The organism is Microbacterium sp. zg-Y818 (assembly GCF_030246905.1).
Taxonomy (GTDB): Bacteria; Actinomycetota; Actinomycetes; order Actinomycetales; family Microbacteriaceae; genus Microbacterium.
The window spans coordinates 3,161,677-3,178,858 of record NZ_CP126741.1 but is presented as its reverse complement, the minus strand read 5'-3'; the positions used below and the strand labels follow the sequence as shown (position 1 = coordinate 3,178,858).

At 72.0% G+C, this 17,182-nt stretch carries 19 protein-coding genes; 16 read left to right on the top strand and 3 right to left on the bottom strand.

Translation table 11 applies throughout. The features are described 5' to 3' along the window. The first annotated feature begins 103 nt into the window (after window positions 1-103). Window positions 104-760: an acyl-CoA synthetase gene (locus QNO21_RS15080; protein WP_257515551.1), complete on the top strand. Its 657-nt coding sequence runs from the start codon at window positions 104-106 to the stop codon at window positions 758-760. Then, window positions 757-1,092 carry an amino acid transporter gene (locus tag QNO21_RS15075; protein ID WP_257515550.1) on the top strand — a complete coding sequence of 112 codons (336 nt, stop codon included), beginning with the start codon at window positions 757-759 and terminating at the stop codon, window positions 1,090-1,092. The genes QNO21_RS15080 and QNO21_RS15075 overlap by 4 nt, the downstream gene beginning before the upstream one ends. A gap of 48 nt (window positions 1,093-1,140) precedes the next feature. Here the strand turns inward: QNO21_RS15075 and purB are convergent, their stop codons facing one another. Further along, window positions 1,141-2,532 (bottom strand): adenylosuccinate lyase, encoded by a 1,392-nt coding sequence (purB, locus tag QNO21_RS15070; protein ID WP_257518607.1) that lies wholly within the window; start codon window positions 2,530-2,532, stop codon window positions 1,141-1,143. Between the two features lie 36 nt (window positions 2,533-2,568). Continuing rightward, entirely contained in the window at window positions 2,569-3,075 is a 507-nt protein-coding gene (locus QNO21_RS15065; RefSeq protein ID WP_257515548.1) for a low molecular weight protein-tyrosine-phosphatase, read from the bottom strand. A 114-nt stretch (window positions 3,076-3,189) separates the two neighbouring features. On the opposite strand from QNO21_RS15065, the gene QNO21_RS15060 reads away from it, so the two are divergent. Both QNO21_RS15060 and QNO21_RS15055 read left to right on the top strand, forming a co-directional pair. Next, entirely contained in the window at window positions 3,190-3,462 is a 273-nt protein-coding gene (locus QNO21_RS15060; protein WP_257515547.1) for a hypothetical protein, read from the top strand. Beyond that, a complete protein-coding gene (locus QNO21_RS15055; protein WP_257515546.1) occupies window positions 3,459-4,799 on the top strand; it encodes an alpha/beta hydrolase family protein in 1,341 nt (446 codons plus the stop codon). The genes QNO21_RS15060 and QNO21_RS15055 overlap by 4 nt, the downstream gene beginning before the upstream one ends. On the opposite strand, the gene QNO21_RS15050 is transcribed toward QNO21_RS15055, so the two are convergent. Next, window positions 4,765-5,163, bottom strand: a complete 399-nt coding sequence (locus QNO21_RS15050) for a phage holin family protein (protein WP_257515545.1) — start codon at window positions 5,161-5,163, stop codon at window positions 4,765-4,767. The genes QNO21_RS15055 and QNO21_RS15050 overlap by 35 nt on opposite strands. A gap of 112 nt (window positions 5,164-5,275) precedes the next feature. Here QNO21_RS15050 and QNO21_RS15045 point away from each other — a divergent pair, with 112 nt between their 5' ends. From QNO21_RS15045 to QNO21_RS14990, 12 genes are all read left to right on the top strand, one after another. Then, window positions 5,276-6,400, top strand: a complete 1,125-nt coding sequence (locus QNO21_RS15045) for a histidinol-phosphate transaminase (protein WP_257518606.1) — start codon at window positions 5,276-5,278, stop codon at window positions 6,398-6,400. Between the two features lie 78 nt (window positions 6,401-6,478). After that, entirely contained in the window at window positions 6,479-7,606 is a 1,128-nt protein-coding gene (locus QNO21_RS15040) for a thiamine pyrophosphate-dependent enzyme (protein ID WP_257518605.1), read from the top strand. Continuing rightward, window positions 7,603-8,625 (top strand): alpha-ketoacid dehydrogenase subunit beta, encoded by a 1,023-nt coding sequence (locus tag QNO21_RS15035; protein WP_257518604.1) that lies wholly within the window; start codon window positions 7,603-7,605, stop codon window positions 8,623-8,625. The genes QNO21_RS15040 and QNO21_RS15035 overlap by 4 nt, the downstream gene beginning before the upstream one ends. Window positions 8,626-8,654: 29 nt before the next feature. Further along, window positions 8,655-9,992 (top strand): dihydrolipoamide acetyltransferase family protein, encoded by a 1,338-nt coding sequence (locus tag QNO21_RS15030; RefSeq protein WP_257518603.1) that lies wholly within the window; start codon window positions 8,655-8,657, stop codon window positions 9,990-9,992. A 65-nt stretch (window positions 9,993-10,057) separates the two neighbouring features. Then, entirely contained in the window at window positions 10,058-11,026 is a 969-nt protein-coding gene (locus tag QNO21_RS15025; protein WP_257518602.1) for a metal ABC transporter substrate-binding protein, read from the top strand. Next, the gene (locus QNO21_RS15020; protein ID WP_257518601.1) at window positions 11,023-11,853 is read left to right on the top strand and encodes a metal ABC transporter ATP-binding protein; all 831 of its coding nucleotides are present in this window, start codon (window positions 11,023-11,025) and stop codon (window positions 11,851-11,853) included. Before QNO21_RS15025 ends, QNO21_RS15020 begins: the two co-directional genes overlap by 4 nt. Next, window positions 11,850-12,719, top strand: a complete 870-nt coding sequence (locus tag QNO21_RS15015) for a metal ABC transporter permease (protein ID WP_257517197.1) — start codon at window positions 11,850-11,852, stop codon at window positions 12,717-12,719. Before QNO21_RS15020 ends, QNO21_RS15015 begins: the two co-directional genes overlap by 4 nt. Window positions 12,720-12,770: 51 nt before the next feature. Next, window positions 12,771-13,220, top strand: a complete 450-nt coding sequence (locus QNO21_RS15010) for a Fur family transcriptional regulator (protein ID WP_257517198.1) — start codon at window positions 12,771-12,773, stop codon at window positions 13,218-13,220. Then, window positions 13,217-14,254 (top strand): permease, encoded by a 1,038-nt coding sequence (locus tag QNO21_RS15005; RefSeq protein ID WP_374113680.1) that lies wholly within the window; start codon window positions 13,217-13,219, stop codon window positions 14,252-14,254. The genes QNO21_RS15010 and QNO21_RS15005 overlap by 4 nt, the downstream gene beginning before the upstream one ends. A 7-nt stretch (window positions 14,255-14,261) precedes the next feature. Beyond that, the gene (locus QNO21_RS15000; RefSeq protein ID WP_257516727.1) at window positions 14,262-15,101 is read left to right on the top strand and encodes a TIGR03943 family putative permease subunit; all 840 of its coding nucleotides are present in this window, start codon (window positions 14,262-14,264) and stop codon (window positions 15,099-15,101) included. Beyond that, window positions 15,091-16,503: a hypothetical protein gene (locus QNO21_RS14995; protein WP_257518600.1), complete on the top strand. Its 1,413-nt coding sequence runs from the start codon at window positions 15,091-15,093 to the stop codon at window positions 16,501-16,503. Before QNO21_RS15000 ends, QNO21_RS14995 begins: the two co-directional genes overlap by 11 nt. Next, window positions 16,500-17,174: a DNA-3-methyladenine glycosylase gene (locus QNO21_RS14990; RefSeq protein ID WP_257518599.1), complete on the top strand. Its 675-nt coding sequence runs from the start codon at window positions 16,500-16,502 to the stop codon at window positions 17,172-17,174. The genes QNO21_RS14995 and QNO21_RS14990 overlap by 4 nt, the downstream gene beginning before the upstream one ends. The last annotated feature ends 8 nt before the right edge of the window (window positions 17,175-17,182 follow it).

Below are 17,182 nucleotides of genomic sequence, written 5' to 3'. Positions count from 1 at the left end.
ACCCGCGCCACGACGCGGCGCGACAGGCTTGCGTCCGAGGGTCTCCCAGCCGACGACGACCTAGACTGGAGGCATCCCATCTCTTGAGCTGACGAGTTCCGCCGTGTCTGACACCACCCCCCGCACGTTCGACGTGCGCCACCTTCAGTTGGCGCGCGCGCTGTTCGCGCTGACCGCGGGCATCATGATCACCTTCTCGCCCGACCACTCCGCGGTCGTCGGGATGGCGGTCTTCAGCGGGTTCGCGGTCGCGACCGCCCTCGTGCTGCTGCTGTCGGTATGGCTGGTCTTTCCGTCCGGCCAGCGCTGGCCCTCGGTGCTGCTCGGCATCCTCACCCTCGTCGCCGGCATGATCGGCGGCGCGCCGGGGCTGCGCACCACCACGGTGTTCTTCGTGCTCGTCATCGTCTGGGCGCTGGCCACCGGGGCCGCCGAGCTCGCCGCGGGCATCGCCGCCCGCCGCCGCGCCGCCGCGCTGTCGCCGGCGGCTTCGGACGCCCGCGACGCCATCGTCGTCGGCGCCGTCACGCTGCTTCTGGGGCTGGGCATGCTGGTCGTGCCCGCCGGCTACCAGCTGGACTACTTCGTCGACGAAGCCGGTCAATGGTTCACCCTCACCGGCATCGTCATCGGCGTCGGCATCTTCGGCGCGTACGCGGCGGTGATCGGGGTGTACCTCGGCATCGCCGGCTTCTCGCCGCGGCGCACCGAGACCGATACCGCACCCCCGGTCGTCACCCACTCCGGAGGCATGTCGTGACCGAACCCACCCGTCCCACCCGTCGCGAGCTGCTCAAGCCCGTACAGCTGCTGGGCCTCGCCTTCGCTGCCGCCGCTTTCGCCGGCATCGTGACGCTGCTGTCGATGGGCGCGCTGCAGGCCGGACCGCCGGAGGACACCCAGCGCGCCGTCGTCGTGGCGCTGATCGTCGCGGGCATCTCGTTCATCGTCACCCTGGTGGGGCTGGCGCTGCTGATCCTCGTGGTCGACCCGGCGCAGGTGGCCAAGCCGATCGACGGACCGGTCATGCGCACCGACCGCAGCGATCGCGATGACGCCGGGACGGCGCCCGAGGCCGACGACAAGCGCTGACACCGCGCCCGCTCGGCGCCGCGAGTACTCACTCGGCGCCGCGAATACTCACTCGGCGATGAGGGTATCGACCAGCTGCTCGGCGAGCCCGGTGTAGTCGGCCGGGGTCAGCGCCCGCAGGCGCTCCTTGGCGGCGTCGCCGATGTCGAGGCCGTCGACGAACTCGGCGAGCTCCGCCGCGCCCACCCGGCGACCGCGCGTGAGGTCCTTCAGCAGCGCGTACGGGTCGGTGATCTGCGAGCGGCCCGCAGCGATCTCGGCGCGCACGACGGTCTGGATCGCCTCGGCGAGCACCTCCCAGTTGGCGTCGAGGTCGCCCAGCAGCACATCGCGCGACAGCGAGATCTCGCCCAGGCCCCGCTCGAGGTTGTCCAGCGCCAACAGCGAGTGGCCGAAGGCGACCCCGATGTTGCGCTGCGTCGTCGAGTCGGTGAGGTCGCGCTGCTGGCGCGAGGTCACGAGGGTCTGGGCGAGCGTGCCGAAGAGGCCGCCGGCGATCTCGAGGTTGGCCTCGGCGTTCTCGAACCGGATCGGGTTGATCTTGTGCGGCATCGTCGACGATCCGGTGGCGCCGGCCACGGGGATCTGGGCGAAGAAGCCCATCGAGATGTAGGTCCACACGTCGGTGGCGAGGTTGTGCAGGATGCCGCCGGCGTGCCGGGTGCGGTCGTAGAGCTCGACCTGCCAGTCATGCGACTCGATCTGCGTGGTCATGGGGTTGAACCCGATGCCGAGCCCTTCGATGAAGGTGCGCGACAGCTCGGGCCAGTCGACGTCGGGGTCGGCGGCGAGGTGGGCCGACCAGGTGCCGGTGGCTCCCGAGAACTTGGCGAGGTACTCGCCGCCGGCGATCTGCGCGGCGACCCGCTCCAGCCGCCAGACGAAGACGGCGAGTTCTTTGCCCATCGTGGAGGGAGTCGCCGGCTGCCCGTGGGTGCGCGAGAGCATGGCGGCATCCTTGTGCTCCACCGCCAGCGCCCGGAGCTTGTCGATGACCGAGCGGAGCTTGGGCAGCCACACGCGCTCCACGGCGCGCTGCACGGTGAGCGCGTACGAGGCGGAGTTGATGTCCTCGCTGGTGCAGGCGAAGTGCGCCAGCTCGGCGATGGCATCGAGGCCCAGTGTCGACAGGCGGTCGCGCACGAGGTACTCGACGGCTTTCACATCGTGCCGGGTCACGGCCTCTTTGTCTGCCAGCCAGTCGATCTCGGCCTGGCCGAAGTCGCGGTACAGGGCACGGAGGGCGTCTTTGTCGCCCGGCTGCAGGGGAGTGGTGCCGAAGAGCGAGCGGTCGGTCAGCGCGATGATCCACTCGACCTCGACCTCGACCCGGGCGCGGTTGAGGCCTGCCTCGGAGAGGTAGTCGGCAAGGCCGGCCACCGCGGCGCGGTAGCGCCCGTCGAGGGGGCTCAGCGGCTGGGGGGGCAGGGACGTGGGCACGGGGACTCCGATCGCCGGCGCGGTGGAACAGATCGCTCAGCGGGGCTGACGGACCGCGGGTTCGAGTTGCCGGAAGAGGGCCCGGCACGCGCTCTCGATCATACCGAGCACCTCATCGAACATCTCCGGCCCGCCGTAGTAGGGGTCGGGCACGTCGAGGTGGTCGCCCGCGCTGGAGTCGAACGTTCGCAGCAGCGACACCTTGTCGGCGTCCGCGGTGCTCGGGGCCCACTCCAGCAGGATGCGCTCGTGGCTGCGGTCCAGCGCCACGACGAGGTCGGAGCGGTCGAAGTCCTCCTGGGTGAACTGGCGGGCCCGGTGGAGCTCGCCGTCATAGCCCTGGCGGGCGAGCGCGCCGAGGGTGCGCGCATCGGCGCGCTCGCCCACGTGCCAGTCACCGGTGCCTGCGCTCCACGACGAGACGCGGTGGTCGAGTCCTGCCCGTCGGGTCAACGAGCGGAACACGATGTCGGCCATGGGGGAGCGGCAGATGTTTCCGGTACAGACGAAGACGACGCGGAATGGGTCCACGGCGACACTCATCCCCCCATCATGGCGATATCGACGCGCTCTGCACAGAGCCGGTTTTCCGCCGGCTGTCCCCGGCGCGGCCGTGAAGGCGCCGCCGGGGCACGGGCAGGGGCGAGAGTCGAACCCATGACCCTGGATCTGCGCGACGACATCGCCGGCGTCGATGCCGCCCTGCACAGGCTCACGGCGATCCAGGCGGGTCTGGACGACGTGCGGGCGCGTGCGATGGGGATGGCGCGCGAGACGGACTGGCAGTCCAGCGCGGCGCGGGCGTTCCGCGACGCGGTGGACGCCTGGGTCGAGGGTGTGGCGCGCATCGACCGGCCGATGGTGCAGCTGCGGGAGCGCCTCGTGCAGACCCGCGACCGCCTCGAGAGCAGCTGGACTCCGGAGCCGTGAGCGACCTCGAGATCCGCGGCTCGGGGCCGATCGCGGTGGACACCGCGTCTTTGGATGCCGCCGCCGGCGGCTTCGAACTGGTCGCCGCCGCACTCGACGATGACGCCGACGCGCTCGCGGCCGTGGCGACCGACCTGTCCGGCGTGGTCTTCGCGGAGCCGGAGACCGGCGACGCCCGCGCCCTCAGCCGGGAGGTGGCGGCATCGGCCGATGAGGCACGGGCCCTCGCGGCGCGGCTGCGTCACGCCTCGGCGGTGTACGAAATCGTCGAGCTGCGGGCCCAGCTGGTGGCGGCCGAAGCGGGGGGCGACGGCGCGCAGATCATGCGCGTGCGGGTCGCGCTGCTGCTGGCGCGCGCCACCGACCCCGAGGCGGCGCGGGCGGCGGATCTGGCGCTGCGCGCGTGGCGAGCAGACATGGGGACGGCGTTCGGGGGCCAGCTGCTGGCGCTGGGGATGCAAGCGGGGCCGCTCACGCTGGGCGCGCTCTCGGTCGGCCTGCCGGTGTTCCGGCAGGCGGTGCGCGCCCACGGTGGCGGCACCGTCGACGTCGGGGAGCGGCTGACGGGACACCCGCCGCCGGTGGCCGCCGTGCCGCTGCGGCAATCGGCGCGGGGAGCGGCCCCCGCCTCGCTCGCCGAGGCAGCGGCCCGCATGCCGGGCGAGGGCGACGCGCGCGTGCGGGTGGAGAAGTACACCATGCCGGATGGCACCCGGCAGTTCGCGGTCTACATAGCCGGGACGCAGACGGCGGCTTCGGGCGGTGAGGACCCCTTCGACATGCAGTCCAACCTGGAGCTCTATGGAGGGGAGACCGCGGCGTCGTACGCCGTCGTGGTCGATGCGCTGCGCGCGGCCGGCGCAGGCGAAGGCGACGCCGTGCACGCCTTCGGCCATTCACAGGGCGGCATGATCGCCTCGCGGCTGGCGACCGAGGGCGGCTTCGACACCCGCACGGTCGTGACCTTCGGGTCGCCGGTGGCGGCGGATGTGGGCGCGGGCACCCTGAGCGTGAGCGTGCGGCACGCCGACGACCCCGTCGCGGCGCTGGCCGACGGGGGCCTTCCGGCCGTCGTCGGTGCGCCGGGGAGCTTCGTCGCCGAACGCGTCGCGCACCCGCGGGCGCACGTCGGCGACCTCACGCTGCCCAGCCACCACATGACCGCTTACGCCGAGACGTCGGCGATGCTCGATGCGAGCACCGATCCCCGCGTGCAGCCGCTGCGCGATGTGCTCGGGGAACTGGGCGCCGCGGCATCCGTCGAGACGACGGTCTGGGCAGCGGCGCGCCGTGACGAGCGGCTCAGTCGCGGCGACGGCGCTGCGGGCGCAGGATGATGCCGAAGAACCAGTTGATGAGCGAGATCACGATCGCGGCGACCACGCCCCACCAGAAGTCGTCCAGGCGCAGTCCCCAGTGCCAGAACCCCGTGATCCACGCCGTGAGCCACAGCAGGAACCCGTTGATGATGAACGAGATCAGCCCCAGGGTGAGGATGTACAGGGGGAGCGCGACGATCTTGATGACCGTGCCGATGATCGTGTTGACCAGCGCGAAGATCGCGGCGACTGCGAGCAGGGTCAGCACGAGCTGCAGGGTCTCGCCGGGTGGGAAGGCGATCACCGTGACCTGCAGCGCGGGGATGAGGGTCACGACCCAGATCGCGAAGGCGTTGACGACGACGCGGATGATGAAGCGCATGCCCAGCAGTGTCCCATGCCGCGGCGCGACGCCGTCGCGAATTGCCGGTGCCGCCCGCGCGCGGGTTCTCGGCCGTGCTTTGGGGGCGGCGCCGCGCTTGTAGGCTCGGAATGTGACTGAGGCCCCCTCGCCCGCGCCCGTGCGGATCCGTCCCGAGATCGCCGCCCTCCCGCCCTACCGGCAGGGGAAGCAGGCCGGCGCCGATGCATTCAAGCTCTCCAGCAACGAGAACCCCTTCGAGCCGTTGCCGAGTGTCGTCGAGGCCCTGCGTTCGGCGATCGCCGTCAACCGCTATCCCGACGCGTCGGCGTCGCGGCTGCGCGCCCGGCTGGCGGCGCGGTTCGGAGTCAGCAGCGACGCGGTGCACGTGGCGGCCGGCAGCGTGTCGATCCTGCAGCAGCTGGCCCTCGCGACGGCAGGCGCCGGCGACGAGCTGATGTACGCCTGGCGCTCGTTCGAGGCCTACCCGGGTCTGGCCGCCGTCGCCGGCGCGACCGCGGTGGCGGTGCCGCTGGCCGCAGACGGCACCCATGACCTCGAGGAAATGGCCCGGCGCGTCACAGATCGCACTCGGATGATCCTCGTCTGCAGTCCCAACAACCCCACCGGGCCCATTGTCCGACAGGACGAATTCGAGGCCTTCCTCGCCCGCGTGCCGGCAGACGTGCTCGTGGTGCTCGACGAGGCCTACGCCGAATTCGTCACGGACCCTGCGGCCGTCGATGGTGCGCGCGTGCTGGCGACCGGACACCAGAACGTCGTGGTGCTGCGCACCTTCTCGAAGGCGTACGGTCTCGCGGGCCTGCGCATCGGCTACGGCGTTGGTCACCCCCGCATCCTCGACGCCGCCCGCAGCACCGGCATTCCGCTGTCGGTCACCGCGCAGGCCGAGGAGGCGGCGCTGGCCAGCCTCGACGCCGAAGACGAGCTCATCGCCAGGGTCGCCGTGATCACCGACCGTCGCGATCGCCTCGCGAGCGCGCTGCGGGCGGACGGGTGGAACGTCCCCGACGCGCAGGGGAACTTCGTGTGGCTGCCGACGGGTGAGTACACGCTCGACGTGGCGCCCCGCTTCGACGACGCGGGCCTCATCGTGCGTCCGTTCGCGGGTGACGGCGTGCGCATCTCGGTGGGCGAGGAGGAGTCGATGGCGGCCATTCACGAGGCCGCGGCATCCGCCCTGTCGCTGCTGCCCGAGGGGCACCCCGCGCGCGCGGCGCACGCGCAGGGTCTGTAGGTCGCGTACTGCGGATCCGGCGATCCGTTGTGGGATGTCCAGCAGGGCGGGCCTTGCGCCGCACGTTAGCGTAGGGGGATGATCCCGCCCGACGATCCCGCTCTCGTGCGCATCCTCGCGGCCGACGGGTCGTACGCGCCGACGCCCGCCGCAGAGCCCTACCTCGAGATCGTCGACGCCCTGCCCGACGCCGATCTCGAGCAGTTCTACCGCGACATGGCCAACAGCCGCGCGTTCGACAGGCAGGCCACGCACCTGCAGCGCCAGGGCCAGCTCGCCCTGTGGCCGCCGTCGTTCGGCCAGGAGGCCGCCCAGGTCGGGTCGGCCCGTGCCACCCGCACGCAGGACCACATCTTCCCCTCGTACCGCGAGCACGTCGTCTGCACGATCCGCGGGGTCGACCCGGTCGACATCATCCGCCTCATGCGGGGGCTCACGCACAGCGGGTGGGACGCGGCCGACCCGAAGAACGGCAACACCCGTCCGTACACGCTCGTGCTCGGTGCGCACACCCTGCACGCGACCGGGTACGGCATGGGTCTGGTGTTCGACGGGCGCACCGCGACCGGTGAGCCCGAGCGCGACGAAGCCGTGATCGTCTACTACGGCGACGGGGCGTCGAGCCAGGGCGACGTGCACGAGGCGATGGTGTTCGCCGCGAGCTACCGCGTTCCGCAGGTCTTCTTCCTGCAGAACAACCAGTGGGCGATCTCGGTCCCGGTGGCGACCCAGTCCCGCACACCGCTGCACCTGCGGGCGGCCGGCTACATGCCGTCGATCCTCGTCGACGGCAACGACGTGCTGGCCAGTTACGCCGTCACCAAGCGGGCGCTGGACGAGGCGCGCGCAGGCGACGGTCCGCGCGCGATCGAGGCGATGACCTACCGGATGGGCGCGCACACGACCAGCGACGACCCGACCAAGTACCGCACCTCCGACGAGGAGCAGTCCTGGACGCTCCGCGACCCGCTGGTGCGCATGCGCGCGTTCCTGCAGGCGCGGGGAGCCAGCGACGCCTTCTTCGCCGACGTCGACGCCGAGGCGCAGGCCCTCGCCGACGACGTGCGAACCCGCACGAACGCCCTGGGTACCATTCCGGCCGAGTCGATGTTCGCGCACGTCTACAGCGACCCCCACCCGCTCGTGGCCGAGCAGCGGGCCTGGCTCGCCGACTACGAGGCATCCTTCGAGGAGGGCGCGTCATGACCGAGGCTGCAACGACCACCCGTCCGGCAGAGGTCACCGGCACGCTGACGACCATGCCGCTCGGGCGCGCCCTCAACGCGGGCATGCGCGCCGCGCTCGCCGCAGATGACCACGTGCTGCTGATGGGCGAGGACATCGGCCGCCTGGGCGGCGTCTTCCGCGTGACCGAAGGGCTGCAGGCCGAGTTCGGCGAACAGCGCGTGCTCGACACCCCGCTGGCGGAGTCCGGCATCATCGGCACCGCGATCGGCCTGGCGATGGCCGGTTTCCGCCCCGTCGTCGAGATCCAGTTCGACGGCTTCGTCTTTCCCGGCTTCGACCAGATCACCACGCAGCTCGCGAAGCTCACCAACCGCTCCGAGGGCCGGCTGCAGATGCCGGTGGTCATCCGCATCCCCTACGGCGGCCACATCGGCGCGGTCGAGCACCACCAGGAGAGCCCCGAGGCCTACTTCACCCACACCGCGGGACTGCGGGTGGTGTCGCCGTCGACGGCGAACGACGCGTACTGGATGATCCAGGATGCCATCGCCTCACCGGACCCGGTGGTCTTCCTCGAGCCGAAGGCGAAGTACTGGGCCAAGGGCGAGGTCGACACCGCATCCCGCGCCGTGCCGCTGCACGCCTCACGGGTCGTCCGCCGCGGCACCGACGTCACGCTCGTCGGCCACGGCGCGATGGTGACGACTCTGCTGCAGGCCGCGGCGCTCGCCGAGGGCGAAGGCACCTCGTGCGAGGTGGTCGACCTGCGCTCGCTGTCGCCCATCGACTACGGCCCCATCCTCGACTCGGTGCGACGCACCGGACGCATGGTCTACGCCCAGGAGGCGCCCGGCTTCACCTCCGTGGGGTCGGAAGTCGCCGCGACCGTCATGGAGCGCGCCTTCTACGCCCTCGAAGCCCCGGTGCTGCGGGTGTCGGGATTCGATGTGCCGTTCCCGCCCGCGAAGCTCGAGGGCGTGTACCTCCCCGATGCCGACCGCATCCTCGAGGCCGTCGACCGCGTACTCGCCCACTGAGGCCGCAGGGCCGCCGCGAAAGGACCATCATGAGCACGCAGACGTTCGTCCTGCCCGATGTCGGTGAGGGACTGACCGAGGCCGAGGTGGTGCAGTGGCGCGTCGCGCCGGGGGACGAGGTCGCCGTCAACGACGTGATCGTCGAGATCGAGACCGCCAAGTCGCTCGTCGAGCTGCCGTCGCCGTTCGCCGGCACAGTCGGCGAGCTGCTGGTGGCCGAGGGTGACACGGTGCCCGTGGGCGCTGCGATCATCACGATCGAGTCGAGCCGGACCGCAGCGTCCGATGACGCCACTCCCGTGGTGGTCGGCCAGTCCGAGCACGGCGAGCAGGCGGCATCCGGCGACGGCGAGGGCGCGGTGCTGGTGGGCTACGGCACGGGCGGCGCGGTGGCGTCGCGACGGCGCCCGACGCGGACGCCGAGCTCGCAGCAGCAGGTGCGAGCGTCGGTCGGGGTCATCGCCAAGCCCCCGATCCGCAAGCTGGCGCGGGACCTCGGTGTGGACCTCGCCGCGGTGACGCCCACCGGCCCGGGCGGACAGGTCACCCGCGACGACGTGGTGGCGCAGGCGTCGCAGGCGAGCGTGTTCCGCAACATCCAGACCCCCGACCTGCCCGAGGTGCGAGAGCAGACGATCCCCGTCACTCCGGCGCCGTCCGACGACGGGCGTGAGGAGACCATTCCGGTCAAGGGCGTGCGCAAGGCGACCGCCTCGGCGATGGTGCGCTCGGCGTCGTCGGCCCCGCACGTGTCGGTGTGGACCGACGTCGACGCGAGCCGCACGATGGAGCTGGTCAAGCGCCTCAAGGCATCCCCCGATTTCGCCGACGTCAAGGTCTCGCCGCTGCTGATCATGGCTCGGGCGGTCGTCTGGGCGGTGCGTCGCACACCCATGGTCAACGCCGCGTGGGTCGACACCGACGGCGGAGCCGAGATCCGCGTGCGCAACTACGTCAACCTCGGCATCGCCGCCGCCACGCCGCGCGGCCTGCTCGTGCCGAACATCAAGGACGCGCAGGACCTCAGCATGCGCGAGCTCGCCCGCGCTCTGCAGCGCCTGACGCTCACCGCGCGCGAGGGCAAGAGCACCCCTGCCGACCAGCAGGGCGGCACGATCACGATCACCAACATCGGCGTCTTCGGCATGGATGCCGGCACCCCGACGATCAACCCCGGCGAGTCGGGCATCGTCGCGATGGGTGCCATCCGCCAGAAGCCGTGGGTCGTCGACGGCGAGGTGCGCCCGCGCTGGGTGACCACGGTCTCGGGGTCCTTCGACCACCGCGTGATCGACGGCGACGGCATGAGCCGGTTCATCGCCGACGTGGCATCCGTGCTCGAGGAGCCCGCACTGCTGCTGGACTGAACCGTGGCGGGCGCCCGTCGGCACCCATGTTGAGAACGATTATCAGTAGCCCGTACACTGGGTCCATGACGACCCGCAAGACGCTTCCCGCAGCCGCGCTCGGTGCGGCATCCGTCCTCCTGCTCGCCGGCTGCTCAGGCACCGCCCCGGATGATGTGGCGACGGACGACGGCGCGCTGCAGGTGGTCGCGTCGACGAGCGTGTACGGGCAGATCGCCGAGGAGATCGGCGGGGATGCCGTCGAGGTCACCTCGATCGTCTCGTCGGCGTCGCAGGACCCGCACGCGTACGAGGCGAGCGCCCGGGATCAGCTGGCGATCCAGCGCGCCGACCTCATCATCGAGAACGGCGGCGGATACGACCCCTTCGTCGACGCGCTGATCGAGGCGAGCGGGGTGGACGTCCCCGTCGTGACCGCGGTGCAGCACTCAGCCGAATGGCCGGGCGGCGACGGGCACGACGCCGAGGCCACGGACGCGCAAGAGCACGGCGATCACGACCACGTCGAGGGCTTCAACGAGCACGTCTGGTACGACCCTCACACCATGGAGCACGTCGCCGAGGACATCGCCGCCGCGCTCACCGAGCTGCGTCCGGATGACGCGGCGATGTTCGAAGAGAACCTGGCCGACTTCTCCGGGCAGATCGCCCGGCTCCAGTTCGAGCTCTCCGACCTCGCCGCCGTGCACGAGGGCGAGGGGGCGTTCGTGACAGAACCGGCTCCGGTCTACCTCGCGCTCGCCGCCGGGCTGGTCGACCTCACGCCGCCGGCATTCAGCGAGGCGGTCGAAGAGGGGCAAGACGTGCCGCCCGCCACCCTGCTCGCTGCCCTCGACGTCATCGCCTCGGGCGACGTCGCGGTGCTGCTGACCAACGCGCAGACCGCCGGCGCCGAGACCGCAGAGGCGATCGATGCGGCAGAGAACGCCGGGGTGCCCGTCGTCGAGCTCACCGAGACGCTCCCCGACGGCGAGACGTACATTGGCTGGATGGAGAACAACATCGCAGCCCTCGCCGCGGCGCTGGACGCGTGAGCGCGACCACCTCCGCACCCGGCGTGCCGCTGCGCATCACCGGCGCGGCGCTGCGCCGCGGCGATCGCGAGCTGTGGGCGGGGCTCGACCTCGAGGTGCATCCCGGTGAGCTGCTCGCGGTGCTGGGCCCCAGCGGGTCCGGCAAGACGACGCTTCTGCGGGCGATCCTGGGGCTGGAATCCCTCAGCGCCGGACACATCGAGGCGCTGGGACGACCCGTGCGCCAGCGCGGCAACCGCGACATCGGCTACATCCCGCAGCAGCGGCCGCTTCCCCCTGAGACGCCGCTGCGCGGCCGCGACCTCGTCGCGCTCGGCATCAACGGTCACCGATTCGGCTTTCCCTTCCCGCGCCGCGGCGAGCGTGAGCGCGTGGACGCGCTCGTCGACGCCGTCGGCGCGCGCGCCTTCGCCGATCGTCCGGTGGGGCTGCTCTCGGGCGGCGAGCAGCAGCGCCTGCGCGTCGGCCAGGCCCTCGCCGACAACCCCCGCCTGCTGCTCTGCGACGAACCGCTGACGAGCCTCGACCTCGCCAACCAGCAGGCCGTCGTGGGGCTCATCGACGCACACCGGCGCAGGAGCGATGCCGCCGTGCTGCTCGTGACCCACGACATCAACCCGGTGCTCGGCGCCGTCGACCGCATCCTGTACATCGCGGGCGGGCGGTTCACGCTGGGAACTCCGGACGAGGTGCTCACCTCCCGGGTGCTCAGCGACCTGTATGGCGCCCCCGTCGAGGTGCTGCGCGCGGGAGGGCGGCTCGTCGTCGTCGGCGCCCCCGACGCCGAGGCCTCGTCGCACCACCACCACCACGAGGCATCGGCATGAACTGGGACGACATCGGCGACGCGTTCTTCGGCGGACTGGCCGACTACAGCGAGATCCTCGCGCTCGTGCAGAACTCGGTGTGGGCGGGCGCTGTGCTCGGCCTCGTCGGCGGGCTCATCGGCGTCTTCGTGATGCAGCGCGACATGGCGTTCGCGGTGCACGGCATCAGCGAGCTGTCGTTCGCCGGCGCAGCGGCGGCCCTGCTCATCGGCGTCGACGTCGTCACGGGGTCGATCGTCGGCTCGCTCATCGCCGCCGCGATCATCGGCGGGCTCGGTGCCCGGGCACGCGACCGCAACTCGATCATCGGGGTGCTCATGCCGTTCGGCCTGGGCCTCGGCATCCTCTTCCTCTCGCTCTACGACGGTCGCAGCGCCAACCGCTTCAGCCTGCTGACCGGCCAGATCGTGTCGGTGCAGTCCGGGCAGCTCGGCTGGCTGATCGGCATCGGCGCCTTCGTGCTGCTCGGCCTGCTGCTGATCTGGCGCCCGCTGCGCTTCGACTCGCTCGACCCGCAGTCCGCCGCCGCGCGCGGTGTGCCGACGACCGCGGTGTCGCTGACGTTCATGCTGCTGCTGGGTCTCATCGTGGCGGTGGCCGTGCACATCATCGGGGCACTGCTGGTGATGGCGCTGCTGGTGACCCCCGCCGCGGCCGCCATGCGCGTGGCCTCGGGGCCGCTGTCGGTGCCGCTGCTGGCGGCCCTCTTCGGGGTGGTGTCCGCGGTCGGCGGCATTCTCCTCGCCGTCATGGGCACCCTGCCGGTGAGCCCGTACATCACCACCATCTCGTTCGTGATCTACCTCGTCTGCCGTGTGGCGGGAGGCCGCCGCGGGCGCGTGACGCGACTGCACGAGGCGGCATGACCGCGCCCGCTCTCAGCCGCCTCTTCGGGGCGCCCGCCTAGAATCGGACCCATGGCTCAGCGGAACACCTGGCAGCGAGAGCGCGTGCGCGACGCGCTCGCGGACGCGCCGGGTTTCGTCAGCGCGCAGACCCTGCACGCGACGCTGCGCGAAGAGAACACCGGCATAGGTCTCGCCACCGTCTATCGCGCGCTCGCGGGCCTGGCCGCAGCCGGCGACGCGGACCAGCTGCAGAGCCCCGACGGTGAGGCGCTCTACCGCGCCTGCACCACCTCGGGCCACCACCACCACCTCATCTGCCGCCGGTGCGGACACGCCGTAGAGATCGCCGCGACCGATGTCGAGCAGTGGGCGCACCGCACGGCGGCCCAGCACGGATTCACGCAGGCCGAGCACGTCGTGGACATCTTCGGGGTGTGCGCCGCCTGCACCGCCGCCGCCGCCGGCGCCGCGTCGCCCGCGGCCGCCGAGTCCGCGGTCGCCCGGGAGTCGCTCGCGTGACGAGCGTGCAGCCCCGCCGAGCGCGCCGGCCACGTATCGCGCGCCCCGAACCGGCGCGCAGCACGCGGCTGCTGGTCTCGCTCGGCCTCGGGGCGGCCGTCGTCGCCGCACTGCTGTTGGTTGCGGCGATCACACCGGCATCCACTCCTCTCCCCGATCGGGCGCAGGACGGCCTCACCCTCGCCATCAGCGTGCTCATCGAGTCCCTGCCCTTCGTGGTGCTCGGCGTGCTGCTCTCCATCGTCATCCAGGTGTGGCTCCCCCCAGGGGCGATCGAGCGGTGGATGCCGCGACGCGCGTGGGCGCGACGGGCGGTGCTGTCGTTGCTGGGCATGTTCATCCCGGTATGCGAATGCGGGAATGTGCCCTTCGCGCGGGGTCTGATGATGCGCGGGTTCTCGGTGCCCGAGACCCTCACCTTCCTCGTGGCGGCGCCGATCGTGAACCCCATCGTCATCCTCACGACGCACCAGGCGTTCGGGTTCGACGACGGCATCCTCATCGCCCGGCTCGTGGGCGGCTACCTGGTCGCGAACCTCATCGGCTGGCTGTACAGCCTGCACCCGGACCCCGATGCCCTCATCACCGACCGCTTCCGCGACACCTGCGACTTCGCGGCATCCGACACGGGCGGTCGGGGCCGACGCAGCCTCGCCCAGTTCGTCGTCGAGCTGCGCGCGGTCATGCCGGCGCTCGTCATCGGATCGGGTCTGGCCGGCGCCGTGCACGTGCTGGTGCCGCGCGAGGCGCTGGTGGCCATCGGGTCCAACCCGGCCCTGTCGATCGCCGTGATGATCGCGCTGGCGATGATCGTCTCGATCTGCTCCAACGTCGACGCGTTCTTCGCGCTCTCCTTCGCGTCGACATTCACGCCCGGCGCGATCGTGGCGTTCCTCATCGTCGGCCCGATCGTCGACATCAAGATGCTGGCGCTGCTGCGCACCACCTACCGCACTCCCGTGCTCGTCGGGATGACGGTGGTCGTCGTGCTGTTCGCCTTCGCGATGGGCGTGGGGGTGAACCTGCTTGTCTGACGTCGTGATGCTCTCGTCGAAGAGCGGGGTGCTCACCCGCGGTCAGGCGCTCACCAACCGCTGGCTGGGAGTCGGGCTCGCCGCCGGCGTGGCCGCGTTCACGATCGTGCTGGCGGCGACGGGCCGCATCGGGCTGTACATCAACCCCGACACGTCGTGGTTCGCCGTCGCGTTCGCCGTGGTCGCGCTCGTCGGGACCGTGGCGAGCTTCGCGTTGCCACTCGGCGCCGAGGCGGAGCACGGCCATGATCACAGTGACGCGCGCGCGGCCGCCGGCGACGCCCACGGTGGCGAGCACGAGGCGGAGCACGACGCCGGGCGCGAGGCCGTCGCCGCCGCGGGCTTCGGCCGCACCGCGGCGACCGCGGCGACCGTGGCGGGAGGGGTGCTGGCCACCGGCATCGTCGGCGCGATCCTCGTGCTGCCCCCGGCGTCGCTCTCCGCCGAGCTTGCGATGGACCGCGACACTGGATCGGCGCCGCTCTTCCAGGGTGCCGACGCGCTCGACCTCGCCACCACCGGCGACACCACGGTGTTCGGGGTCGGGGAGTGGGCGACGGTCTTCGCCACCGCCACCAACCCCGAGGCCTTCGACGGCGACGCGGTGACCCTCACCGGCTTCGTCACTCCCGCCGACGACGGGTTCGACCTCACGAGGCTGGTCATCACGCACTGCGTCATCGACGCGCAGGTGGCGAGCGTTCCCGTCGCCGTCGGCGACGTGCCCGAGACGGGCACCTGGGTGACCGTCAGCGGAACCGTGCAGGTCGGCGCCGACGGCGCGCTGACGATCGCCGCGACCGAGGTGACCCCCATCGACGAGCCGGACGACCCTTATGAGTACTGACGCCGTCGGTCGTCGGCAGCGCACGCGGGGCGGCCTGCGCCGCGATCGGCGCCGGCGCTCGTTCGCGGTGGCGTTCGCGGTCGTCGTCGGCCTGCTCGTGCTCGTCGGGCTCGTGGGCGCCGGAATCGCCGCTCTGCAGGGTCCCCGCGTCACCGGGGTGCAGTCCGATCCCGCGGCGGCGATCTCGGCATCCGGGTCGCGGTTCATCGTGACGACCAGCCGATCGCTGCAGGAGGTCGATCCCTCGCAGGTCACCGTCACCCCGGAGACCCCCTTCACGGTCGACACCTCCGGCCGCAGCGTCGGCGTGCGCTTCACCCTGCCGCTGTACGACGACACCGAGTACACGGTGCGCATCGAGGGGCTCCAGGCCGTCGGCGGTGGTCCGACCTCGGATGTGGTCGAGACGATGCGCACCCCGCCCCTGGAGATGTTCCTGCTGCGGCGCTCCGAAGGGGGCGACACCGTCTTTCGCACCGACCTCGCCGGCGAGGGCGTGCCCGTCTTCGAGCACCCCCACATCGAGGACTTCCGGGCCACCTCGAGCCGGCTCGTGATCTCGGTGCGCGAAGACGACCGCACTGCGCTCATCGTCACGGACCGCGACGGCGGCAACCCCACCCAGCTCGCTCTGCCGGGGGAGGGTCGCGTCGCCAACCTGCAGAGCGCCGACCGCGGCGAGCTCATCGGCTACACCTACACCGCCGACGACGTGGGGCTCGGCGGCGGCGCCGAGAGCGTGCTCTACACCGCGTCGCTCAAGGATCCGGATGCCGATCCGGTCGCGGTGTCGATCGCGGGCGACGAGCAGCGAGTCACCGACTGGAGGTTCGTCCCCGACAGCGAGGCGCTCCTGGTGCTGACCTTCGACGGCCGGCTGCTGCTGTCGGCGTCGTCGGGCGCCGACTCGGTCGACCTCGGCACTGCCATGGCGATCGAGGGCATCGCCCGTGGTACGCCGCTGGCCGCGGTCGAGCGGGTGGACGGGCTGGTGCTGGTCGATCTCGGCGACGGCACCGAGGAGCCGCTGCCGCTCGCCGTCGCCGACGTGCGGCCCCAGCTCGTGCTGCCCCTCCCCGGCGGCGAGGGGACCCTGCAGACCGTCACCCGCTTCGACGGCCTCAACCCGCTCGGCACCTCGGTCGAGGTCGTCGAGCCGGGCGGAACGCGAGCGGTCTTCGAGGTGCCAGGCACCGACGCCGTGCTGCAGACCTGCGTGTCGCCCAGCGGCCGCTACGCCGCGGTGCTGGTGGCGCCCGACGCGGTCGCGAACGCCTACGACCTCTATGACGTGCCGCTGCCCGAGCGACTCGAGACCCACATCGTCACCCTCGCCGAAGGTGAGCCGGTCGTCGCGCTCACCGGGTTCGACTCCTCGTGGTGCCAGGTGCCGCCGCAATGAGCGACCTGCGTCCGGCGACGCGCGAGGAGCTCGCGGGGCTTCCCCTCGAGGTCGCGCCGCGGCTGCTGGGCGGCGTGCTGCGGGTGACCGCAGACGGCGAGACGGTCGGCGTGCGCCTCACCGAGGTCGAGGCCTACCACGGCCGCGGCACGGGGGAGGTGCCCGACCCTGGTTCGCATGCGCGCATGGGGCCGACGCCGCGCAACGCCACCATGTGGGGGGAGCCCGGTCACCTCTACGTCTACCTGAGTCACGGCATCCACTCGTGCGTGAACGTCGTCTGCGCGCCCGACGGGGTCGCCGGCGGTGTGCTCTTGCGCGGCGGCGAGGTGGTGGAGGGGCTGGATGCCGCCCGTCGCCGCCGCACCGCCGCACGCGTCGACCGCGACCTCGCCCGAGGGCCGGGACGTCTCGGCGACGCGGTGGGACTGCGACACCCCCGTCATGACGGGATCGACGCCGTCACGGGGGTGCCGCTTCACGGTGCCGTCGCGCAGCTGCTGCTGCTGGTGGACCCGGTGGCGCAGCCGGCGACCGGGCCGCGCGTGGGCGTGGCGGGCGAGGCGGGGACGGCGGCGTTCCCGTGGCGCTTCTGGATCGCCGGCCACCCGACCGTATCGGCGTTCCGGTGGGGGCGCGGGGCCGGGCCGCAGGCGGCTGCGGCCACGTGAGGCGGTGC